At 53.8% G+C, this 23,714-nt stretch carries 20 protein-coding genes; 6 read left to right on the top strand and 14 right to left on the bottom strand.

Going from position 1 to position 23,714, the window contains the following annotated elements; all coding sequences use genetic code 11:
* Positions 1-31: 31 nt before the first annotated feature.
* The gene (locus tag Q31b_RS12810) at positions 32-844 is read right to left on the bottom strand and encodes an enoyl-ACP reductase FabI (protein ID WP_146600094.1); all 813 of its coding nucleotides are present in this window, start codon (positions 842-844) and stop codon (positions 32-34) included.
* Between the two features lie 247 nt (positions 845-1,091).
* Between Q31b_RS12810 and Q31b_RS12805 the strand changes: the two genes are divergently transcribed.
* Positions 1,092-3,125, top strand: coding sequence for a sigma-54-dependent Fis family transcriptional regulator (locus Q31b_RS12805; protein ID WP_197171460.1), 2,034 nt, complete (start codon positions 1,092-1,094; stop codon positions 3,123-3,125).
* On the opposite strand, the gene Q31b_RS12800 is transcribed toward Q31b_RS12805, so the two are convergent.
* The gene (locus Q31b_RS12800) at positions 3,122-5,278 is read right to left on the bottom strand and encodes a preprotein translocase subunit SecA (RefSeq protein WP_146600092.1); all 2,157 of its coding nucleotides are present in this window, start codon (positions 5,276-5,278) and stop codon (positions 3,122-3,124) included. The two genes, Q31b_RS12805 and Q31b_RS12800, sit on opposite strands and share 4 nt — an antisense overlap.
* Positions 5,279-5,448: 170 nt before the next feature.
* On the opposite strand from Q31b_RS12800, the gene Q31b_RS12795 reads away from it, so the two are divergent.
* From Q31b_RS12795 to Q31b_RS12780, 4 genes are all read left to right on the top strand, one after another.
* On the top strand, positions 5,449-6,903 hold the full coding sequence (locus Q31b_RS12795; RefSeq protein WP_146600091.1) for a BBP7 family outer membrane beta-barrel protein: 1,455 nt from the start codon (positions 5,449-5,451) through the stop codon (positions 6,901-6,903).
* Between the two features lie 889 nt (positions 6,904-7,792).
* Entirely contained in the window at positions 7,793-9,100 is a 1,308-nt protein-coding gene (locus Q31b_RS12790) for a homoserine dehydrogenase (protein ID WP_146600090.1), read from the top strand.
* A gap of 217 nt (positions 9,101-9,317) precedes the next feature.
* Entirely contained in the window at positions 9,318-10,109 is a 792-nt protein-coding gene (locus Q31b_RS12785) for an ATP-binding cassette domain-containing protein (RefSeq protein ID WP_146600457.1), read from the top strand.
* Positions 10,106-12,361, top strand: a complete 2,256-nt coding sequence (locus tag Q31b_RS12780) for an ABC transporter permease subunit/CPBP intramembrane protease (protein ID WP_146600089.1) — start codon at positions 10,106-10,108, stop codon at positions 12,359-12,361. The genes Q31b_RS12785 and Q31b_RS12780 overlap by 4 nt, the downstream gene beginning before the upstream one ends.
* A 642-nt stretch (positions 12,362-13,003) precedes the next feature.
* Here the strand turns inward: Q31b_RS12780 and Q31b_RS12775 are convergent.
* From Q31b_RS12775 to Q31b_RS12725, 11 genes are all read right to left on the bottom strand, one after another.
* Positions 13,004-13,348 (bottom strand): IS110 family transposase, encoded by a 345-nt coding sequence (locus Q31b_RS12775; RefSeq protein WP_197171458.1) that lies wholly within the window; start codon positions 13,346-13,348, stop codon positions 13,004-13,006.
* A gap of 209 nt (positions 13,349-13,557) precedes the next feature.
* Positions 13,558-13,956 (bottom strand): TadE/TadG family type IV pilus assembly protein, encoded by a 399-nt coding sequence (locus Q31b_RS12770; RefSeq protein ID WP_146600087.1) that lies wholly within the window; start codon positions 13,954-13,956, stop codon positions 13,558-13,560.
* A gap of 43 nt (positions 13,957-13,999) precedes the next feature.
* Positions 14,000-15,040: a vWA domain-containing protein gene (locus tag Q31b_RS12765; protein ID WP_231617537.1), complete on the bottom strand. Its 1,041-nt coding sequence runs from the start codon at positions 15,038-15,040 to the stop codon at positions 14,000-14,002.
* Entirely contained in the window at positions 15,037-15,459 is a 423-nt protein-coding gene (locus tag Q31b_RS12760) for a TadE family protein (RefSeq protein ID WP_146600086.1), read from the bottom strand. The genes Q31b_RS12765 and Q31b_RS12760 overlap by 4 nt, the downstream gene beginning before the upstream one ends.
* Before the next feature lie 3 nt (positions 15,460-15,462).
* Positions 15,463-15,921 (bottom strand): hypothetical protein, encoded by a 459-nt coding sequence (locus Q31b_RS12755; protein ID WP_146600085.1) that lies wholly within the window; start codon positions 15,919-15,921, stop codon positions 15,463-15,465.
* A 306-nt stretch (positions 15,922-16,227) separates the two neighbouring features.
* Complete coding sequence (locus Q31b_RS29020) at positions 16,228-16,410, bottom strand: hypothetical protein (RefSeq protein WP_231617536.1); 183 nt, start codon at positions 16,408-16,410, stop codon at positions 16,228-16,230.
* Positions 16,411-16,518: 108 nt separating this feature from the next.
* Complete coding sequence (locus tag Q31b_RS12745; RefSeq protein WP_231617535.1) at positions 16,519-17,331, bottom strand: SDR family NAD(P)-dependent oxidoreductase; 813 nt, start codon at positions 17,329-17,331, stop codon at positions 16,519-16,521.
* Entirely contained in the window at positions 17,321-18,337 is a 1,017-nt protein-coding gene (locus Q31b_RS12740) for a DUF362 domain-containing protein (RefSeq protein WP_146600084.1), read from the bottom strand. Before Q31b_RS12740 ends, Q31b_RS12745 begins: the two co-directional genes overlap by 11 nt.
* A complete protein-coding gene (locus Q31b_RS12735; protein WP_146600083.1) occupies positions 18,334-19,371 on the bottom strand; it encodes a hypothetical protein in 1,038 nt (345 codons plus the stop codon). The genes Q31b_RS12740 and Q31b_RS12735 overlap by 4 nt, the downstream gene beginning before the upstream one ends.
* A 168-nt stretch (positions 19,372-19,539) precedes the next feature.
* The gene (locus tag Q31b_RS12730; protein WP_146600454.1) at positions 19,540-20,505 is read right to left on the bottom strand and encodes an ABC transporter permease subunit; all 966 of its coding nucleotides are present in this window, start codon (positions 20,503-20,505) and stop codon (positions 19,540-19,542) included.
* Entirely contained in the window at positions 20,505-21,473 is a 969-nt protein-coding gene (locus Q31b_RS12725; RefSeq protein WP_231617534.1) for an ABC transporter ATP-binding protein, read from the bottom strand. Before Q31b_RS12725 ends, Q31b_RS12730 begins: the two co-directional genes overlap by 1 nt.
* A 115-nt stretch (positions 21,474-21,588) precedes the next feature.
* Here Q31b_RS12725 and argJ point away from each other — a divergent pair, with 115 nt between their 5' ends.
* Positions 21,589-22,782 (top strand): bifunctional glutamate N-acetyltransferase/amino-acid acetyltransferase ArgJ, encoded by a 1,194-nt coding sequence (gene argJ / locus Q31b_RS12720; protein WP_146600082.1) that lies wholly within the window; start codon positions 21,589-21,591, stop codon positions 22,780-22,782.
* Positions 22,783-23,032: 250 nt separating this feature from the next.
* Here the strand turns inward: argJ and Q31b_RS12715 are convergent, their stop codons facing one another.
* Positions 23,033-23,671, bottom strand: coding sequence for a response regulator transcription factor (locus tag Q31b_RS12715; RefSeq protein ID WP_146600081.1), 639 nt, complete (start codon positions 23,669-23,671; stop codon positions 23,033-23,035).
* Positions 23,672-23,714: the final 43 nt, after the last annotated feature.

The raw sequence follows: 23,714 nt of genomic DNA, 5'->3' as shown, positions 1-23,714 counted from the left end.
GACTTCCAGTACCGTAAAATTGACAAATCGCTTAGCGAAGCCGGTTGAGCAGTCGTCCGGGGCTTCCCATTGCGTGATAGCCGCCATCGACGTGGAGGATTTCTCCGGAGATCCCGTTGCTCATATCGCTCAACAAAAACGCTCCGGTGCGGCCAACCTCTTCATGCGAAACGTTCTTACCAAGCGGCGCGACCTCCTTGTAGAGTTCCAACATGCCATCCACTCCTGCCGCTCGTCCCGCCAGTGTTCGGATCGGACCTGCGGACAACGCATTGACTCGGACATCTTGGGGGCCCAACTCATATGCCAAGTAACGGACGGATGCTTCAAGAGCTGCCTTACAAACTCCCATCACGTTATAGCCTGGCACACACTTTTCGCCACCGAAAAAGGTCATCGTGGCAACAGCCGCCCCAGGATTCAAAATCGGTCTGGCGGCATTCACGCAAGCCAAGAACGTGTAGACGCTGACATCCATTGCCAATTTGAAACCCGCTCGGCTCGTTTCGACCGTATCGCGAGCCAAATCGTCTCGATCAGCGAAGGCAATCGAATGCAGCAGAAAGTCGATTTTTCCAAATTCTTTCGCCGTATACTCAAATACGCTGCGGATATCTTCATCCTTCTGCGCATCCATCGGTATCAGGAATTTTGCGTTTTCGTATTGATCGGTCAATTGTGCCACTCGTCGGCGACTTCGTTGCCGCTCGTCATCGGGACGGTCGGGTAGGTGGGTGAAACCACACTCCCCCCCCATTTCCATGATTTGCTTTGCGATAGCCCAAGCGATCGAGTGATCATTGGCAACGCCTAAGATAAGACCTTTTTTACCTTCAAATTGCATTATTTCTTTTCCTGAGAAGCTATTCGTCAACCTATCCGGTAAGGGATAGCTGGGTAAAGGATACCCGTAACGGCCATGTTCGTCTATTTGCCTAAAATAGGCCTCATCGGTTAGCGCTTGGCAAGAGCGTTATTAATAACTTTGACGGTCCTGATGATTTTGCCCAAAACCACGGACCCAACTCGACAACATGAACAAAAATGCATTATACCTATCAAGCCGAAGTCAAATTCAAGTGAACCCCGTCATGCAATCTGCTATCGACCCAAGAGCACATCACGTAAAAATGCCGAATGACGAGAGACCCGAAGCGGGCGGTATCCAAGGTATGCTATCGTTCAAAATCCTAAAATTATTGCAATCGAGTTCGAACGTCAAAGAGTTTCTGGGCACGGCCGTTGCGGAGGTCGTGCAACTGCTCGGCCGCACCGAGGGTGGGTTGGTGTCCCAGCAATCAGGCGAATGGGCGGTGGACGCGTGGACGGGCGAACGGACCCGTTTTCCTGCTGGTTTGGTGAGCGAAGCGATTGATTTGGCAGCACCCAAACGCTGTGACGACTGGTTGGCCGTTCCCCTGGATCCGCAGCAATCGTCTTCGTTGGCCGCAAACTCCCCAACCGCGTTTGTGATCCGCGTCGCAGGTAACCCAACCAATGCATTGCCAATCGAAACGAGCGAGACGATACAAGCGGCGGTGGATTTATTGGCGACGGGACTGCATCGGATGCAACGTGATACTCAAAACGTTCAACGAATCGAGCAGCTTCAGGCCGTTTTAACCGAAGCCGCCCAGTGGCAACGCATTTCGGAGGATGAGGCGTTGCTGAAACAGATCGCTGCCGCGGCAACGAAATTGCTGAATTGTGAGCGTGCCAGCATTTTTTTGTGGGATCGCCGCCGCAAAAAATTGATCGGCCGGCCAGCCTTGGGTGTGGAAGGCGTTCCTCTCGAAGTGAACGACCATGAGGGCGTGGTCGGCGAAGTGCTGACCAGTGGAGAGCCCAAAATATGGAACGCCAACAGCCAAGATGAAGAGCGGCGAGTGAATCGAGCGGTCGACCGGTCTCTCGCTTTCCAAACGCGATCGCTCGTTGCGGTGCCGATGCTCGGTCATCGTGGCGACCCGCAGCGAGAAGATAAAATCGGTGTGTTCGAAGCGATCAACCACCTCGACGACGGCTTTGATACTCTCGATGTTGCGGTCTTGACCGATTTAGCCCTTCACGCGGCGGTCGCGATTGAAAGTCTGAAAACTCGAAAATCATTGACCAAATCCCGCGACCAATTGGTTGCCACAGCGGCGTCGGCGGCACCCCTTATCGGCAACCACCGCTCGATCGAGTCGGTTCGTAAAAATGCGGATCGAATTGCCAAGACAGACCTATCGGTTCTGGTCCTTGGCAATAACGGCACGGGTAAAGAAGTGCTGGCCCGACATATCCACTACCACAGCGATCGTCGGCACGCCCCCTTTGTCGCCGTGAATTGTGCGGCACTCGTCGAGTCGCTACTCGAAAGTGAACTCTTCGGACACGAACGAGGTTCCTTTACCGATGCATCACAGACCCGGATCGGGAAATTTGAGTTGGCCGACAGTGGAACTCTGTTTCTTGACGAAGTCGGCGACCTCAGCCCCGGCGGGCAAGCCAAATTGCTGCGAGTGCTGGAGGATAAAATGGTCGTTCGTGTCGGCGGCTCCCAACCGATTCCGGTAGACGTCCGCGTGATCGCCGCAACGAACCAGCCACTCGAAACCCACATTGCCGAAAAGCGGTTTCGCGAAGATCTGTTCTTTCGCCTCAACGTTGTTTCGCTTACCCTTCCGCCGCTCGCATCACGAGGCGATGACGTCCTGTTGCTGGCCGAACACTTCCTCAGCCATTTTTCTCAGCAAATTGGTCGGCTACCTCCGAAGCTCGATCCTCAGGCGCAACAGGTATTGAGAAGCCATCCTTGGCCCGGCAATATCCGCGAACTGAGAAACACGATGGAACGCATTTGCTATCTAAGCCCCGAGGAGACGATTACGGCGGATGACATCAGGCAAAACGGATTGTCGACGTCACAAAACGATGCGCAGGGTCCCAGCAGTCTGAACGACTTGTCCGAGGCGCCAGCAGCATTGTGCGATGCAACGCGGATCTTCCAAGTGGGACACATCGAAAGAGCGATCGCCGGATGCGGAGGCAACATGACCGAAGCCGCCGAGTACCTCGGTTTGCATCGCTCCAACCTCTACCGCAAAATGCGTCAGCTTGGCATGTCCACAACGAGTGACTAATCGGGCGTATCGAGGTAGGGGTCCTGGCCGATTTCCCGTTGCATTTTCTTGCGTTCTTTTTCGTGGTGCATCAGCACCATGCGGTCGCGAAAGTGTTTTCGCTCGACCTTGCGTTGAGCCCTCACAAAGAGGCTGGCCAATTTGTCGGAAGATCCCTTGAGCAGTTCTCCTTTGGACTTCAACTTCTCTGCTTTGTCTGGCCCCAACCCTCCCTTCAAAATGTCGTCATCAAGCGATAGGTATTGACGGTACGAGCCTCGGTCACCTTGCCGACCACAACGTCCGATCAATTGGCGGTCGATTCGCGCGGCATCGTGAAATTCGGTACAAATCACATGCATTCCGCCCATCCGCTCCACGTCATCCGACAATTTTATGTCTGTACCGCGTCCAGCCATGTTGGTTGCGACGGTAACCTTTGCTCTTGCCCCTGCCGCCGAAACGATTTCAGCTTCCTTGGCGACGTTGTTGGCGTTGAGAACTTCGTGTTCGATGTTTCGTTCGGTCAGCATTTTGGACAAGATCACGCTCTTGTCGATCGACCGAGTTCCGATCAGAACGGGCCGGCCTTGCCTGTTGATTTCTTGTACTTCATCGGCAACGGCTTCGTACTTCGCCAGCATTGTCCCGAACACACGATCGGGCATCCGCTCTCGACGTGGCGGACGATTGGTCGGGACGCGAATAACGGGAGTGCGATAGATCTTTCGCATTTCGCGAGCACTTGTCGCCGCGGTACCGGTCATACCGGCCAAGTGCGGGTAACGCAAGAATAGATCCTGTACGGTGATTCGAGCCGCCTGACCCGTCGGCACGCTGATTTCAATCTTCTCCTTCGCTTCGATCGCTTGGTGAATTCCATCACGCCATTTGCGTCCCTCTGCCAAGCGACCGGTGAACTCATCGACAATCACGATTTCTTCCACGCCCTTTTCATTGGGGCGGACGACGTACTGACGATCGAGCAGAAATTCGCGGTAAACCTTCACCGAACGTTCGATGTACTCGTACAAGTCGACCAAGCCCATTGTGCGAACGAGGTCACTCTTCGGTAACGCTCGGACCTTTTGTCGGCCTCGAGCGGTCAATTCGTATTGCTTCGTTTCATTATCGATTTCGAAATGCTCGTCGAGTTCGAATTCGGGCGCATGCTCGGATGCCCACTGGTAGGTTTCGACAATCTGGTCACGCACGGTATCTTCGATACTGCCGATGATGAGCGGGGTTCGGGCTTCGTCAATCAGAATACTGTCGGCCTCATCCACCAAACAGAAGTGCATTCCGCGCATCACGATTTCGTCACCGCCGCCTGAAAAGCCAACACCTCCATCGCCGAGCATCTCCGTTTGCAGGCGGTTCTGTGCACGAAGCAAAAGTCGGTCGCGGAGGAAGTCAAAGCCGAACTCTTTGGCCGTTCCGTAGGTCACCGCACAGGCGTACGATCGACGCCGATCTTTTTGGTCATCGCTCGTTTGAATCACCCCGACGCTAACCCCTAGCTTCTCGTAGAGGACTCGCATCCACTCGGCATCCCGCTTGGCCAAGTAGTCATTGACGGTCGCCAAATGAGCTCCTTTGCCGACGAGTGAATGCAGATACAACGGCAGCGTTGCGGTCAGTGTTTTTCCTTCTCCGGTTTGCATCTCCGCAATACAACCTTCGAAGAGTGCAATGCCACCGATCATTTGGACATCGTAGTGCCGCATCGATAAGGCTCGGCGTCCGGCTTCCCGCACTAACGCATAAGCTTCCGGGAGGAGCATTGCCAACTTTTCACCCGCCATCGCGCGGTAACGCAACGCAAGGGAGCGTTTGCGGAGACTTTGATCGTCCTCGGCCTTAAGCATCGGCTCGAGTTCATTGATTTGATTTAGCTTGCGCCGCCAACGGATCATGCGCGGGCTGATCCCTTGCCGCGAAAACGGCGAGAGAGCCTTATGGGTGCCGCCGATATGTCGATCGCTCGTCCCCGGTGCCCCGAGTAGCTCCCCTTCGACAACCTTCGGTTTAGACGCTTCGGACTTTGGATTGGATGGTAATTCCGATCCCCCATCCTGTTCGCCGGTGGAAATCGCAGTTTCTTCGTGTTTTTTTTCGGTCATATCGTTGCTTGTTCGGCCCAATCGCACCGCTAATTCGCGTGAAACATTCATTCTAACATTTAATCCAGGAATGCTAGATAAACATTGACCGCATTTTGTTTCAAACTAGGCAGCTTAGGCGGAGTGTTCCTGGAGTTCCGGCGGTGCTACATCTGACGGTCAGTTCAGTCGATTGAGTTATACCAGTCAATCCTGTGTTCCCGGACTGTACGAGATTTCTAATGAAAATGAATATGCGTGGCATTACCCTGGCAGCCGTCTTGCTGTCTGCCTCAAACGTGAGCTTTGCTCAACAGGGTGTAACGAGCGTTGGCGACCTACCAGGTTACGACGAAGACGCCTACTTCGCTGATGAAGCGACTTACCAAGAGCAGGTGGCACCCGTCGCACACGCTCAGGGCGACCAAGCTGAAAATGATTATGGCTATGACGACCAGCCGGCTGCTGCCGAAAACTTCGCTCCGGTTACCCCCGAAGCGTTGCAACCGGTTGCATTCCTGGACGGACAAATGCTCCGCAAAACAATGAACATGGTTTCCCCGAATCGCAGCTCCTACCAACCGCATGGTAGCCACTGTGACGGTGGCTGTGATGGTGGCTGCGACAGCTGCGGTGGCGGTTCCTTGGGAATCGGCAAAATTTTCGGCTGCGGTAGCAACACCTGGGCAACCACCGAGTTCCTCATGTGGTTCGCTCCTGATCGCAACATGCCTGCTTTGGTCACGACCAATGCCCCCGGCGTTTTGCCGACCTTGACGACTCCAACAACCGTGTTCGGTGACGATATCGAAGGCGACATGTCGGTCGGATTCCGCGGCGATTACGGTAAGTACATTACCAAGAACGTCGGTGTCGGCGGTCGATTCTGGATCATGGATGAAAATAGTGATTCCTATGCGAACAGCGGAGACGGTACAAGTGAAACCATTGGCCGCCCTTTCTTTGATACCAACACGAGTGCAGAGAACTCACTGCTGATTGCTGCGGACAATGCATCGGGTGCAAACTTCACCGGTTCCGTTCAAGCAGAAAGCGACTTAAACCTGTTCGGTGCCGAAGCCTACGCACGTATCAACTTGGGTAGCTGCAGCACGCACAAGCTAGAACTAATCGGTGGCTACACTCACCTAAGCATCGACGACGAACTTCGCATGACCAGCCGTTCGCTCAATCGAGACACAGGTGACGAGACACGATTTAACGACTTGTTTGAAACCGAAAATCGTTTCGATGGAGGGCAACTTGGTTTTGAATTGAGTGCGACTCGTGGTCGTTGGATCGTCCGTTCGCTAACCAAAGTTCACTTGGGTAACATGAACCAACGCGTCAATATCGCTGGCTCGTCCCAGTTCGGTCCTGTTGGTACCAACCCACCAGTCTTGCCAGGCGGGGCGTTGGCACTGGACAATCAAGGGGTATATGAGCGTGATGTCTTCGCCTTTGTCCCCGAAGCCAACTTCAAGCTTGGTTACCAGTTCCGCGAAAATATCGCCTTCACGGTCGGCTACTCGTTCCTGTACTTCGACAACGTGGCATTGACGGGTGACTACGTGAACCCAACCTTTGACGGGACGACCAATAGCACCGGCGGCCCCTTCGGCAGCCCAGCGTTCCAGTTTAATGATTCGAGCCTCTGGGTCCAAGGAATTGACTTGGGACTCGTTATCAGTCTCTAAGAGTTGGAAATTGGCCCAGCGGCTCCGGCAAAGATGACTTTGGTCCGGAACACCGCACCGGAGTCCGCTAGATGAGTCAAACCCCAAGAAGGGCGTGAAGGAATTTCCTTCACGCCCTTTTTTTTGTGTGTGGCCTAGGCCTTTGTGTGGCCTAGGCTTCCAGCCTGGGATAGTGCTGGTCCCAGGCCAGAAGTCTAGGCCTTTGTGTGGCCTAGGCTTCCAGCCTGGGATAGTGCTGGTCCCAGGCCAGAAGCCTAGGCTTTTGTGTGGCCTAGGCTTCCAGCCTGGGATAGTTGCTGGTCCCAGGCCAGAAGCCTAGGCTTTTGTGTGGCCTAGGCTTCCAGCCTGGGATAGTGCTGGTCCCAGGCCAGAAGCCTGGGCTTTTGTGTGGCCTAGGCTTCCAGCCTGGGATAGTGCTGGTCCCAGGCCAGAAGTCTTGGCTTTTGTGTGGCCTAGGCTTCCAGCCTGGGATAGTGCTGGTCCCAGGCTAGAAGCCTAGGCTACAGCCTGGGATAGTTGCTGGTCCCAGGCTAGAAGCCTAGGCTACAGCCTGGGATAGTTGCTGGTCCCAGGCTAGAAGCCTGGGCTACAGCTTGGGATAGTGCTGGTCCCAGGCTAGAAGCCTAGGCTACAGCTTGGGATAGTGCTGGTCCCAGGCTAGAAGCCTAGGCTACAGCCTGGGATAGTGCTGGTCCCAGGCTAGAAGCCTGGGCTACAGCTTGGGATAGTACTGGTCCCAGGCTAGAAGCCTGGGCTACAGCCTGGGATAGTGCTGGTCCCAGGCTAGAAGCCTGGGCTACAGCTTGGGATAGTATTGGGTCCCAGGCTAGAAGCCTGGGCTACGACCTGACCTCTCGCAACTGATCCTTCTAGCGACTATTATTCCCCTATGGAAAAAACAAATATAGCTATTGTTGGGCTGGGCACCGTCGGTGCAGGCGTTGCTCGTTTACTGTTGGATCATGGTGATCGCACGGCGCGCCACGCCGGGCAGACACTGTGGCTGAAGAAAGCGGTCGTTCGTGATTTGTCGAAAAAACGCGATGTCGATCTGCCCGCGGGCGTCCTCACCGAATCACTCTCGGACGTCATCAACGATCCTGAAATCGAAGTCGTCGCCCAACTGATAGGCGGTCTCGAGCCTGCTCGGACGATCATGCTACAACTTCTCGAAGCGGGCAAGGACATCGTCACGGCTAATAAGGCACTTTTGGCCGAGCACGGGGCCGAGCTGTTCACGCGAGCTCGTGAACTGGGCCGCAGCATCGCCTTTGAGGCTGCCGTCGCAGGCGGGATTCCGATCATCGCCAACATTAGCCAATGCCTGTCCGCAAACCAAATTTTGTCACTCGAGGGCATTCTCAATGGGACGAGTAACTTTATTGTCACTCAAATGGACGAAAAGGGCAGCTCTTATGACGACGTTGTCCGCCAAGCCCAAGAACTGGGCTATGCCGAAGCCGATCCTACGATGGATGTTGACGGCACCGATGCAGCCCAAAAATTAGCGATTCTGTCTCACCTGGCCTTCGGTGCGACGGTGGTTTGGTCTGACATACCAAAAGACGGCATCGATCGGCTTGATCCCGATGATCTGCGATACGCTCGTCAACTGGGTTATCGTATCAAACTTATCGCCAACGCCCGATTGGCGGATGATGGCCTCGAATTATCCGTAGGTCCTACCTTGGTTCGTATTGGCACGCCGCTAGCCGAGGTGCGTGATGCGTTTAATGCGATTCGCGTGATCGGTGATGCTGTCGGGCCGGTTTTCTTTCATGGACTTGGTGCGGGCCAAATGCCAACCGCTTCGGCGGTAGCCGCGGACCTGATCGATACCGCGGTCGGTCGAACGCGATTGACGTTTCAAACTTTGGAGTATTTCTCGATTGACCAACCGCCGCGAGTTAAACTTCGCGATGCTGACACGATCGTCGAGCGATTCTATTTCCGCTTGAGTGTTGCGAACCATCCAGGGACACTTTCGGCGATCACCGCCGTCTTGGCTAAACATAAAATCTCGATCGCTTCGGTCATCCAGCACGAAAGTGAGGACGGAGCGACGACGGCGAATCGGGTCCCGCTTGTGATTATGACCCACGCCACTCCAGCTGGAGCGGCGCGTCGTGCCGCGGATGAAATTGAGGCATTGCCGGCGATTTCGGGTCCGGTTGTACGGCTTAGAGTGAAGGTTTGACCTTCGGGCAAGAATCGTTCCACCGATGAGCTGCTTTTTCAACTGGCCGTTTTTGTTGCAGCTAAGATGGGGCTAGGTTTAGTAGCCGCGTCTCTCCGAGACGCGATCGGTACTCTGCGTCTCGCGAGATATCTCGCGAGATGCCCGAGGCACTTCGCGTCTCGGAGAGACGCGGCTACTAATTAACGAACCTGTTTGATCGATGGAATGCCCTAATATGATTCAAGTCCAGCATTTGAGCAAGCTTTATGAAGACTTGCACCGGGGCACGTTTGCAGCCGTCGACGGCGTTTCCTTCACTGTCGCTCCAGGCGAAATCTTTGGGCTACTTGGCCCCAACGGGGCTGGGAAGACGACGGTTTTGCGAATTCTAAGCACCGTGCTGCGGCCAAGTTCGGGGATCGCCAACGTTGCGGGTTATGACGTTGAAATCGATCCTGCGGAAGTTCGGCGACGAATCGGTTTTGTCAGTAACAACACCGCGATGTATGACCGAATGACCGCTTGGGAAATGGCTGAATACTTCGGTCGCCTTCATGGTATGGAGCCCGCTCATCTAAGAGATCGGCTCGAAAGATTATTCACCCAACTCAGGATGAATGATTTCCGTGACGTACCGGGCGGAAAAATGTCGACAGGGATGAAACAAAAGGTCTCGATTGCCAGAGCCTTGGTCCATGATCCTCCCGTCCTGGTATTTGACGAAGCAACCCTTGGTCTCGACGTCTTGGTCGCACGCAACTTGCTTACCGTGATTCGCGACCTGCGGGACTGTGGCAAATGTCTGATTTTCTCGACTCACATTATGAGCGAAGTGGAACGACTTTGCGACCGCATCGCGATCATGCACCGAGGGAAGATCCTAGACAGCGGCACGCTCGAGACCTTACGAAACCGGCACGGACAAGAAGATTTTGAAGAACTATTTTTTGGACTGCTTAGCCAGCATGAACGGGCGGAAATTGATCAATTGGATACAGGTTTGTTGAGCACAGGAGCGGGCGAATGAGATATTGGAAAACGAGCGAGCCCCAAACGTCCGAGCAAAAACGTCGGGCGGCGAAAAAGGCAGGCCAGCCAAGGTTGTCCGCTGTCGGTTTGATCTACATGCGTGAAATGCGCGACCAACTACGAGATCGCCGGACACTCTTTACGATCGCCGTGCTGCCGATTTTGCTGTACCCAATCGTCGGTTCGCTACTCCTGCAAATCGCTCAATTTACTCAGCAGCATCCGACCAGTGTTTGTGTGATCGGGACCGAGCATTTGCGGAATGCACCTCCACTGATCGGCGAAGAGGGCTTCGTGCCGGCGGTGCCGGAGGAGCATCAACCGATGAAAGTCATCACCTATCCTTGGAGCGAGATCGAACGAACGACTGCGGTTGAAAATCGCGCCAACGATTGGGTCGAGTCAGGGATTTTTGATTGTGTCGTCATGATTCCTCCAAAATTCGCCAACGCAAACGAGCGCACAACGAACGATGAGGCGTCGATACGCTTGCTCTACAATGTCGCATCCGATCAATCGATGGTCGCGCGCGTACGCGTCATCAGTGTGCTTGAGCAATGGCGAAAAGATTGGATGCGTGATCGTTTGGCTCGTTCGGGAATCGACATCGATGCGCTCGCACCCTTCCGACTCTCGGATATTGATGTTGCCCCCCTGCGAACACGCGAGGCGGCTTTATGGAGCAAACTATTGCCGTTCATCATGTTGATCTGGGCGATGACCGGTGCGTTTTATCCGGCAATCGACCTGGTCGCGGGCGAAAAAGAGCGTGGTACGCTCGAAACATTGCTTTGCTCACCTGCCCTGCGTTCCGAAATCGTACTTGGCAAGTTGGCGACCGTGACCACGTTTAGCATGATGACGGCAATCCTGAACGCAGGGAGTATGCTTGTCACCAGCTCGCTCGTGTTTCATCAAATCGGTGTCGGGGGCGTCGGCAGCTCGATCGGAGCGCCGCCGCTGATCCCCATGCTTTGGTTGCTAGTCGCACTCGTTCCCTTGTCAGCACTCTTTAGCGCTTTGGCGCTTGCTGTTGCTGCGATGGCACGCAGTAGTAAAGAGGGCCAATACTACTTGATGCCGCTGATGATGGTGACACTCCCATTGGTGATGTTACCGATGCTGCCGGGTACGACATTATCGGTTGGCACGAGCTTGATTCCAGTAACCGGAATGTTCTTGATGGTCCGAGCCTTGGTGGAAGGTCAATACGGCGTGGCACTCATCCATTTGCCAATCGTTGCATCGGTAACCGCAGCCTGTTTGTACATGGCCGCAAAGTGGGCACATCGGCAATTTGAAAGCGAATCGGTACTGTTTGGTGGTGACGATAGCTGGGAACTTCGCCGCTGGGTACGCCATTTGTGGCGAGACCGACAAACCGCTGCGACGCCTGCCCAAGCCGCCGTATGTGGAGCGATCATTCTGGTCGCGTTATTCTTCGGTAAACTTGCTGTCACGGAAATGCCTAGCGATTTCCCAGGCATCGCCAAACTCGTCATGATGCCACAAATCGGATTGATTTTGGCACCGACCCTATTGATGGCGGTTGTCTTAACGACCTCACTTCGCACAAGTCTTCGTCTTCGAATGCCTCATTGGCCGACTTTGCCGTTAGCCGTACTTCTGGGGATCGCATTGCATCCTCTCTACGTCGAATTGGCATCATGGATTAGCTACATGTATCCGGTTAGCGAACAAGCCTCTGCTGCGATCGAACCGTTCGCTCAGCAGATTGCTTCTGCACCATGGCTGTCGGTCCTATTTCTGATGGCTGTCTTACCAGCGATTTGTGAAGAGCTGGCGTTTCGCGGCTTCATCTTTGCTGGGCTCAATCGCGAAAAGGGCGCGTTGCGAGCGATTATTCTGACGTCGGTTATGTTCGGCTTATCGCATGGCGTGCTTCAGCAATCGATTGCCGCAACCTTCATGGGTCTACTGCTCGGCGGTATCGCTCTAAAAACAGGTTCGGTGTTGCCATGCATCCTACTGCACTTCACGAACAATGCTTTATCAGTCTCTATGGGCCGGATTGCCGAAAGTAGCTGGGGTGGATCCGCGATCATGTATCGTATGACCGACGAAGGACCTGCCTATCATCCGCTTTGGATCGTCGGCAGTGTGATGATTGCAGCGATCTGCGTGTGGTGGTTCGCGACGTTGAAAGCCGAAACCTGCGACAGCGATGCGGATCGAATCGAAGTGGACAATACGATGGTTGACCCTGCGGCCCAATTGGCATCGACCTAGACCTTTCATCGCTGGGCTGGAAGAGCTGTTCAAAACTTGGTGTTGACGTCCCAATCAGGAATTGTACGTCTTGCTAAAGTCAAGACGGTTCCGCTAGCCCGGATGATTCATGGGCTTGCAAATTGTTTTGCTAACGTCTACGCCTTCAAGCGTTTACGTTCATTGCTCGAAAAACAGTCTGCGTATTAGCCGTTTTGGCGTTAGCGGGCTGATGCTAGAAGAGCAAAACAAACCAGCACGACATCTGCGGAGCGGCGAACTTTTATGGCCTGAGGGGCGTCGGGCGTCAATTGTATGACGGAGCGTAACCACCTCCCTCCACCAAAGAGGGCGTGCCGCTTTCAAGTGCTTGTTTCACAAGCGTTTACGCTTCTTGTACCTCCCCCGGCGCAGCCGAGCGACCGTGTCTTCACTTGGCAAGGGCAACTTGCTAAAAAGGATTCTATCTTTTCGCTGCGGATTTATTTATTGACCATTGCGTTGGCTTGCGAAGCACTCTCTCGGGGCCCAGCGAAAGGGACTCACCGCAGCTTATCACAATAGGTTATCATGTTTGATCAAGCGATCGTAGAAAGCCTTCATACTTGGGTCATGCTGGCGAGCACAAAAGGCTGCCAAAAATAATGCGTTGCGGACCTCCGCTCAACCTCCTCGCACTCGAGCATCAATGGTGTCTGTTTTTTCGCGTTCCCCCTGACCTTCGGCAAAATGTCGAATTTGTCTTGGGTTGGCAACAACCACGTCGATATCATGATCGTGAAGCAGATCCATCATTGTCCAATGATAGGTTGCCGTGGATTCGCAAACGACAAGCGTTTTCGTATCCCCGTCGATACGTTGAATCGAGTTCTTGAGGATCGATTTTTCGTCGTTGTCGAACTTCGCCTTGAGAACTCCGGCGGAGTCGTAGAGATCGAGTTTGTCTTTGGCGACATCGACTCCGATGACGCGTTGGTATCCTGATCGAGAAAGAGAACCTGTGGTCAATTCTGCTTTGATACTAGGTCGAGCGATGCCATTTAGGCATTCGCGAAGGAGGGGGCCTGCAGAATTCACATCGTGGAGGCCCCCTCCCGAACGGCGGCTTTAGGCCGCGTTCGACCTCCCCCAAGCTGCGCTCGGTGGAGGTGGTGTAGGGCGTGGGCAAACAAATGGTTACGGCATCAACCAACCAAACCGCCAAGAAGGCTAGCGAACTAGCGGGCACCTTCGCGGTGCATGGTCAACTCGCGAACGATGTCGCCTCGAAAGTAATGTATTGGCACAAAGCTGTTACCCACTAGAGGAACGGCAATCTCGACGGTGACGTCTGCCGTATCGCGATCGATGGTAGCGGGAGTGACCGTAACGTTCACGCCACTCACTCCGAGGGAACTCATGATCGCCGTAGCTGCTTGCCGAGCGTCGGTAGCGGTCGCTCCAGGGATCATCGCGGTTCGCGCGGCCTCGTAGACAGCGTTATCAGCGGTATGACGGATCATCGAAACGCGGCAAAACTCGAAGGCGGCAAAGAAGAACAAAAAGAGGATCGGAACAACGATCGCAAATTCGACCATGACGGCACCACTTCGCTGCGACGGTTTTCGTTTGTTCATCGAATTGTATTTCTGTGCAAGATAGGTGATAGGGAAATGCTGTCTACTGCGTCATCATCGTTGACAGTGTTAAGGCGATCTCACGATAGATTCGCTCAAGTTCCTCACCGCTAGCGGCATGATAGTGCTTGCCACCGCCGATGGTGGCTACTTCACGCATCCGCGTAATATCAGCGCCGCTGCCAAAAGTGATCGTGTGAATCGTCACTCCCTCATTGGCAATTCGCAGAGCGGATGTTCGTGGTTCTGGACCACGGTTGTGTTGGCCATCCGTCATGACAATCATGGTTCGTTCGACAAATTTCGAATCGCGACTGTTGTTCATAATCGCTTGGCCAGCATCCATACCACGTGAAATACTGGTCCACCCACCCACAGGCATTACCGACATGGCAGATGAGATTTGAGTCAAGTCTGGAGTCAATTGGACATCTTCAGTCGCTCGATCATTGTAGGATGCCAAGCCGACTTGCTCGTCGACGGATGTATCGTTCAAGGTGGTGACAAAGATGTCGATTGCGGAACGAAGGGCCGCTATTTTTGAGCCGGCCATCGAACCGCTGCGGTCCACGACGAGAACAACGTCTCGTTCAATGTAGGTAGCGGTTGCCGTAACGGATGGTTCGAAGGTGTTGATTCCCCAAATGTTTCCAAAAAACAGCGGCACTGCCCCTGAACGTGAACCAGCGGTTCGGTTGCCTGTGACACGGACACTATTGAGCGGAAGGCTTCCTGAAACGAATTCGAAACGCCCATCGGCGCTCTCTTCGCTGTGTCCGAAATCAAACTCGTCGGGTGCCATCAGGAGTGGATTGCCATTGACCAAATTAAGTGCCCCAACCTCTTGGCCACGAGCGATTGCTTTGCTCTGATCTTGGGTCATCGAAAGCTCGAGAGCGGCTGCTTTGGATGCCGCATCGGTGGCGCTTCGCAGTTCCGTTCGCGCCAAGTGCATCTGAGCAACATCGACCGAAAAGGCGACAGCGATCATAAACGCAACGAGCAAAATGACAATCAAGACCAGCATTGCACCGGTACGAGCCGTTGGTTTTGGCAATCGCAAATTTAGTTGGTTTCGTTTCATTCTTTTAGCATTACTACACGAGAAACAAGCGTTCGGTTGGGTACAAATTGGCCCGCTAACGGGCTATTGGTTTGAGTCGGCGCGGAGACTTCTACCGTCACCGGTTGTCCTCGCAGCGCCGCATCAGGCGTGCCGCCAGGAAAAGAGATCGCATAGTCGGTGACTCCTCGCGAATCCAGGATTTGCTGTGAACGAGTGCTCGCAGCGGAGGTCGTTGAATTGCTCAGTGCGGCCTCTCTCGCTCCTTCGTAAGCGGCAACGCTGAGCGATTGCTTCAAGAAAATAAAACTGCACGCTTCGATCGATCCGAACACCAAGATCACGAGGATCGGCAAACAGACCGCAAACTCGACGGCTGCTGCACCACGCCGGTGCCTCCGCAGTCTTCGATTCTTTGCTCTTGCATTCGTCGCAGTCATTGCCTATGCCTCGGATTGATTGTCACGATGACAGTCTGCGGGGGCGGTCAAGCCTTCGCAGCGACCGACAACGCTATTGAAATCGGCTGCCAATTTCTGCCAAAAGTCGTTGTTTCGAAACACGAGTGGAGCGACGCTGTGCCCCGCACTGACGTCAGCCAATGCAGCACGAAAACGCAGCAACGGGCCAGCAAATCGATGAGTTAACTTGAGCGTATCGAGCACAAACGCAGGAATCAGTGCCATCGTGATGATGAAGAAAGGAAAGAACCGCTGAAACGTTGCACGGATCGTCGCGTTCCAATCGGCGTCAGGACTCTCGAACAAGCGAATCCAGATCACCAAGGCGACGGCATTACATACGAAAAAGATGACCCAATGAATGGCGATCTTACGGAGCAGGCCGCCTTGAACTTCGCGATCAACAAGGTGACGGCTACGACGTGCTTTGCGTTCGGACATAACAAGCGTTCTGAAAAGATAGATACCAAAGGGACTAAATTGCGAAGCGGGCGCAATTGAGAACCCGACGGATTCTCATTGTGAGTCTAGCTTGGGGTTACCCAACAGGCCCAAAGCTTCTGAACAGACGAAGCTAGATTGGTGGCAAAGCGTAGCGAGTGTAACAGATGAACGGGTTGCGATGCTTTTGCACTCAAACAGGTAAGCGATTGCGCATGATCTTCCTCGTTGGCCCGCCTGGCAACATCGTATCCCTCCAAAACTCGCTTTCAAATCGATAGCGAACTTGGATTGCCACCGCATCCCCTAAAACGAAGCAGCTCGGGCCTCCGAGAAGGTCACGGCTCGGTCGCCTGCACCCGAATGCATCGGCACATGTTCGACCTCCGCTCCTTCTGCTAGGTCACGAAACAACGCCATCACTTGATCGTTTCCCCACTCGGCTTCCAGTAGCTCAGGAAAGGAATCGTCATCATCGAAATCGGTCATCGGATGCAAGGAAGTTTAGGTCATGCAGGATTTTGGGTTGTTACATTGCAAGCGTTTACGCTTGCCTTTCTAAAAGCCTCCCCCGACTCCGCCAGGCGGAATGGAGCCTCAACCCGTGTTCAAGCCTACCTGCAATCCATCGTTTGCGAAAATGCTGCGGCCCCCGTCAACCGGCAGGCAGACGCCCGTTACAAACGCGTTTTCGCAGAGAAAGCCGACCGCATGTGCGATCGAGTCGGGCGTACCGACCTGGCCGGTCAAAGTACTCGACGCAATCTTTTTTCGCTTCGCTTCGCTGACGTTATCCGCCAACAATACCGGACCTGGCTGGATGCAGTTGACTCGAACTTTGCCATTTCGCGAACCCAATTCAACGGCTAACGAACGCGTCATCGCTTCAATCGCCCCTTTGCTTGGAAAATAGGCGGCGTGATCGAGGTAGGGTCGCACGGTTGCCCAATCTCCGATATTGACGATTGAACCGCCTGACGGTTGTTCTACCATGCGGAGGCCGGCTGCACGGGCACACAGAAAGGTTGCCACGGCGTTGGTTTGAAAGTATCGATTGATCTCGTCACGCGTCACATTCTCCAATCGTGTGGGCTGCCAAATCGCAGCTGAATTGACCAAGATATCCAATCGCCCGAAGGCGTTTTGTGTCTCAGCGACGATCCGCTCAGCAACCCCATCTTCGTCCAGTGCACCGCGAGTGACGAGCGGTTTGATCCCATAATTCGACAGAAAATCGGCTGCGGTTTGCTCGGCCTCTTCGAGGCTGGTGTTCGCATGCAGAGCGATTCGGCAGTGACGAATCGCTAAAAACCGGGCGATTTCCCGCCCCACACGTGGCGACCCGCTGCCGGTCACCAAAGCGACGGGCGAATCGCAATCAAATTGAGTTTGTAATAGGCTACGTGACAAAGTGCGCCCCGTCTTTGCGTAAATGTCGTAAATGTTCGCGGTCGAGAATCTTAAATGGATTGCGAAGCGGTTCCCAACGTTCCCCACGCTGCCGAATCCGTTGGTCGTCAATCGGTCCAAGGCGATCGGCCGCTAACGCGAGATAGGGTATCCGGTCTGGCAAGATATCCATCAATCGAGCCATTGTCGCATCGACCGCGGTTAAGTTCGTCCCCACCAAAATCAACCCCATCGATTTGGGCGTCCCCATAATCGGGCCGTCACCCTCCATGCAATCAATTCCATCGACAATCGTTATCCGGCGACCAACCGAAGCGTTGATATCGAAGACGGTTTGTGGAATTCCGTTAAAATGCAGAACATTTTTTGGCCACCCATACTTGATCCCAGGAATCACTCCATAAAGATTTTTCATTGCCCCGGTCATCCCCATCCAATGATGCGTTTTCATCTTGGGCATACTGACAACCAAATCGGCTTCGATCACAGCGCGGGGGAAATAGAAACTGGATAATTGACAGGCTTTCCCAGCATTTTCGACCATTCGGACTTCTTGATAATTCAAATCTTCAAATGGCATCCGCATATCGGCAAGCGCTTCCATGACGCCCGATTCGATTAACGCCTGCTCGCTATCGCGGACGTGTCCCGGCCCTTCACCAACGGTTACGTCTGCCCCCCAACCGCGAAAAACCTCGATCGCCGATTGAATCATCACCGGATGAGTGGTCATGTGAGGCGAAGCTCGCGAGGGTTCCACGAGATTCGGTTTCAGCAGTACCCGTTTGCCTCGAATCGTGGCGGGATCGAATTGACAAGCGATCAGACCATCGCGAATGGTACGGACCAAGTCGCCGTGGTACGTTTGGTTTTTGGCAATAAATACATCACTCGACGGATGCGTCCTCTGATACCAAACCGCAGCACCGGCCGCGGTCGCAGCGGTCGCAGCGCTTGCAATCAAAAAACCACGCCGATCTTGATGCTCATTCGGAACGTTGGTCATGACGTTTCCTGGCTTTTACGGTTCGATGATGCCTTGGTCGATAACTTCATCTTTGACATATTCAACAGCGGTGAATCGGCCAACGAAGCTGAAAGTAAAAGCAAGTTTTGACGATGCGGATTATCTTCGATCCGGTGCAATCGGTTGATTGCCGAACGAAGCGGCCAATCAAATTCCATGTCAAAACGTTGCTGCTGCGATAAACCAACCGAAACCAATGCATGGATGGTCCAAGCGAGTGAGACCGCGGCCATGGGACGGTTGAGTTCATTTTGCAGATAACGAATCGTCGGGCCAAGTGGATCAGAAAGTGATTCGATATGGTGCAGTGCCACAACGCTCATCGCACTTGGCATCACATGCGGCACAAGCGTCTGACCGAGTACGATCGTGTTGCCATAATTCGCGCCCCCCGATTCGATTTGACGATCGATCAGCAACTCAGCGGCTTCCTGAGCACGTGGATGCTCCGACGCGCCACAATGCCGCATCGCCAAAAGTGCCATTGCGGTCGGTTCGAGCCACGAGTGGGTTCCTTCGACCCAAGGCCATCCGACGAGCTGAGTATTGTGCCCCGTCGCTTCCGTTCGCGATATCCTTTCACCTTCAAGGGACAACAGGAAGTCGAGGCCCCGTTTGTAAGCCGTGCGATACTTTTCACCCGCTTGTATCCTCTGACGAATCTCGAGTTGCCGCCAAGCGATGCACGAAAGGGATGTGGTCCAATAGGGCCCGATAGCATCTAAATTCACCGCCACCGAACCATCCGGGTTTTGGGCCTGACGTAAACAATCGCATGCCGATATCGCTGCATCCATTTGCTCGTATGCAACAGCCGCTAACGCAGCAAATGCTACCGGTTCCGCTGCAACCGGCTCCCCGGCCGCATAACCAATCGTCGGTTTCGCGCGAAGCCGTTTGATTTGCTGCGCTTTCCAATCAGCTAAAACGAGATCCGTGCGGTCAGGTTGATTGCTAGAAAGCGATTGGTTTGCTTTGCTGGGCATGGGCGGCGAAGACACAATAGAAATCATATTGCAGTCAAAAAGTAAGCTATCATTTTCAACGATGAAGACTGCCTTATCGAGGGTCGATCCTACGAGGACCGAGAGTGAAATGCAAGAGACGTTGGGGGTTTGTCGTTGGTCATCGGTTGTCGGTCATCGGTTGTTGGTTGTTTCCTAGGCCGGGACAACCAATGGCTACAACGGAGCGGGCAAATCCCGTTTGTTGAAACAGACGGTTGCTAGCAGGTAGCTTATTAGCCCGAGCGATATCAAAATCAGCGGGTAGGCTAGCGGCGATAGAGCCATGTCATCAAAGGAACTTGTCAGCGACCAAGGTGCTGACAACCCTTCTTGGCTGGCAGCCAAGACCATTTTTTGTGGCTTATAGCAACTAAAGAAAGTCATCGACAAAAGATAATTGAGCGATTCGGCCGCTTTTCCCAGCCCATACATCACCATTTGCAAAATGTACAATGCCACCGTCGCACCGACGGTTCGCCATCGGTAACGATCGATACTACTGAAAAAGCTAGCAACCCCTAGCACGAAGAAACCGAATGCGAACAAATTGAACGTCGCAGCAGCGTACAGGTGGACGTCAACCCGATCCCGTAATCTCAACGTCTGCTTCTCCGGCTTATCGATGGTTAACGGCATGTCGACTTCAAAGAACGGGATTCGTATCGTCGGCGGTGGAACCGATTCTTCGACCTCGGTGGCGTAGACGCCTGCACCGACACCCGCCCACACCAAAAGGCACAACAACGCTAAGCCAAGAACGGAGATGGCTGCATGGGACAAAAGCAGTTGTGTACGGCTTATCGGTTGTGCCAAGACCATTTCGAGTGTCCCTCGCCCGAGTTCTCCGCTCACCACATCGCTCCCACGTGCGATGCACCAAATCACGATGCATAAAATGACGATCGGCTCGTCAAACGTCATTCCCACGCGACCGGTGTATGTAAACAAGGAATCAAAATCGATGGGGGCGAATTTTTCGAATTCGCGAAATTGCTCCAAGATGGCTTGAAATTGGCCCATATCGAGAAGGCTGACGACCCAAACGCGAATCCACGAGAACGCGAACAGTGTCGCTCCACACGATAAGAAGAGTAGCGAAGATTGGCCGATATACTTTCGCAGTAGGAAGCGGTTCCGCATCACAACACCACCGTTGGTTCAGGGGATGCTGCCGTTGTCACCTGAGAGATTTCCCCAGTATGGACGCTGTCGTAAATCGTCCTCAACCCGAACGGTTCAAAACGAACGTGGCTCAGTGGCAAGGTGTTGACCCATGTCAGAATCGGAGCCAAATCGCCTGACGTGTCGATTTGCACTCGGTACTGCGTCTCGCTAAGCCGAGTGGTTTGAAGCGAAACCTGCGAATTGAGGGCTTCGGGTACGTCGACGGCAACCGAGGTCAGCGCGGTCATACGGTGCCGTTGGAACAGTTCGCTCATTTTTAACTCATGAGCCAAACGGCCCTTCCTCAGGAAAGCGACACGGTTGCAAGTATCTTCGATCTCGCTCAGAACGTGAGACGACAACATCACCGTACGCCCATGGTCGCGTGCTTCCATCACCAACCGTAACACCGTCGCACGAACGGTTGGGTCCAAGTTTGCCGTCGGTTCATCGAGAATCAAAAACGGCGTCTGCGGCCCGAGGACGACTGCTAACGCTAACTTTTGCCGCATCCCAGTCGACATAAAAGCGACCCGCGTCTTGGTGTTCAGTTCCAATTGTTCTGCGATGCGACGGCTTCGATCGAGTTCGCCGAAGGGATGCATTTCCGAAAAGAATTTTAAGACTCCTTCACCTTTCATGTGCCGCGGTAAGCGAGCATCGCCGGGCAAGTAGGCGACTTGTCGGCGTACCGCCACGCTATCGGCAACCGGGTCGATGCCGAGCACCCGACAATCGCCACCGGTAGGATGCAAAAAGCCAAGGAGAATCCGAATCAAGGTGGTTTTTCCGGCACCGTTGGGCCCGAGCAATCCATACACGTCGCCGCGATCAACCCGAACCGAACAATCGGACAGTGCAGAAAAGTCACCATAGCGTTTGGACAATCCATTGCATGACAATACAGGTACGGCGTCAATTTGGACAGACAATTTTGAATTCAATCGTAATTACTCAGAGGTTAGGTCGCTTGCTGTGAATCAAGAAGCACTTTATGGTTTCGGCTTGTCCATTTCGTTTGTTGGTTCATCAAATTTGTGATTTTAGGGAACGCTATTCATGTCCAAGTCACCGCTGGTTCTTCCCAAAGGTTTCCGTTTCGCGGGCGTTGCTGCTGGCATCAAAGCAAGCGGAAAGCCGGACGTGTCACTGATCGTTTCGGACCAACGAGCGGTTGCAGTGGGAGTATACACGACGAATCAAGTTGTTGCCGCACCCGTCGTTTTGTCTCGTACACGAACCCCCTCCTCTACCGTGCGGGCCGTCATTACCAATAGCGGCAATGCGAATGCATGTACTGGCGAACAAGGTATGAGCGACGCCAAAGCGATGTGTGAACAGGTCGCCGAGCGAATTGGATGCGACGAATCGGACGTGCTGGTTATGAGCACGGGCGTCATCGGACAAGCGTTGCCGATGGCAAAGGTGAGTGCGGGAATCGATCAAGCATCTGCCAAATTGGCGGCTGGTGAAACAGCCTTTCTTGCCGCCGCGGATGCGATCACGACGACGGATAAAGGGCGAAAAATGGAAACGCGAGAAATCACACTCGACGGGGAAACGATCCGAATCGCGGCAATGGCAAAGGGCGCTGGCATGATCGCGCCAAACATGGCGACCATGTTGTCCGTCATCTGTACCGACGCCACAATCGATCCTGATGAGGCACAAGGAATGCTCACGCGAACCGCAAACGTCAGCTTCAACCGCGTCAGTGTCGATGGGCACACCAGTACGAACGATACACTTTTGCTGCTGGCCAATGGAAATGGAACACCATTATCAGGCGAATCCATTTGTCTCTTCGAGAGGGAGCTCACGGAGCTAGCCATCCATTTGGCGAAACAGTTGGTGATCGACGGCGAGGGAGCGAGCCGTGTGATGCAACTTCATGTCTTCGGGGCGGAAGATGATGATGCAGCCGAAAAAATCGCAAAAACCGTCGCGGCCAGCCCACTTGTGAAAACCGCGATCGCCGGATGCGACCCGAATTGGGGGCGTATCGTTTCCGCTGCAGGGTATGCAGGAGAAGCCATCGATCCTGAGAAAATGAGCTTGAAGATTGCGGGAGAAGCGATCTACCGTAACGGTACGCCGTTACCATTCGATGCAGCCGCGATCGGCGATCGGATGAAATCCAATCGCGAAGTCGAAATCGAACTAGGTGTCGGCGAGGGCAACGGAAAGGTGACCTATTGGTCGAGCGATTTGACCACCGATTATGTTCAGTTCAATACCAAGTACACGACATAGCGGCCGCATATCGTTTCCGGTGGCGATGTTTCTTGCGATCTCCCCTAGACAGGTCGGATTTTGCCTGCGCATCGCTGCTCAAACTCAACGTCTTCATCGTCGGCGTCCCGCTGTGGCTGGAAGGGTACGCCGTGTAACTTATCAGATCCTTAGGGCGTCAAAACACAGTCCCTGCAATAGCCGTCTCCTTCTATCGCGGCAAGACCGAGCCGCCCCACCGGTTGTTTTAATCGATGAACGATTACGGAAGTTATCTTTTGTGACGCCCTTCGCGTCGGATGACTGGCCGATGCTCGGTAACCACACGCACCAAGTCAACCAGGGATTTGACCTGCATCTTCTTGATAATGTGACTTCGGTGGGCTTCGACCGTCTTGGGGCTAATATCCAATTGTCGGGCGATTTGTTTCGTTAGCCTGCCCGCGATGACCAAATCCATCACTTCTCGCTCTCGCCTTGATAGCTTGCTCAGCCTGTCTTGAAACGTCTCGTCATCAAATTGCTGGCGGCGGCGTTCCTCGTCCAAACCAATCGCTTGCCATACCTGATCAAGAAAAGCATCGCGATCGAGCGGGTGTTCCATGACGTCCAACGCCCCATTTTTCATCGCGTCGATCGCGACCGACAATTCACAATCCGCCGCAATGGTGATCAGATACGGAAGTCGACACCCCTTCTCCACAAGTCGCTTGTAGAACTCCAAGCCGCTCATATCCGAGAAACAATGAGCGAGAACCAAGCATCCAGGCCTAGCGGCATCAAACTCCGCCAAAAATTTGCTCGGCGCTGCAAATGCTTCGACGGTATAGCCCCCACACTTCAGCATGCGAACGAGCGAACGACGTAACGTCGGATCCTTCTCGACGAGGAACACGGCAGGCTGAAGCATGGTCGCGGCTCTGATTGGAGGCTATCGATTATCCTATGTTCAC

The sequence above is a fragment of the Novipirellula aureliae genome (genome assembly GCF_007860185.1).
GTDB classification, from domain to species: domain Bacteria; phylum Planctomycetota; class Planctomycetia; order Pirellulales; family Pirellulaceae; genus Novipirellula_A; species Novipirellula_A aureliae.
The sequence above is the reverse complement of the archived record's forward strand: the minus strand, read 5'-3'. Positions and strand labels throughout refer to the sequence as shown.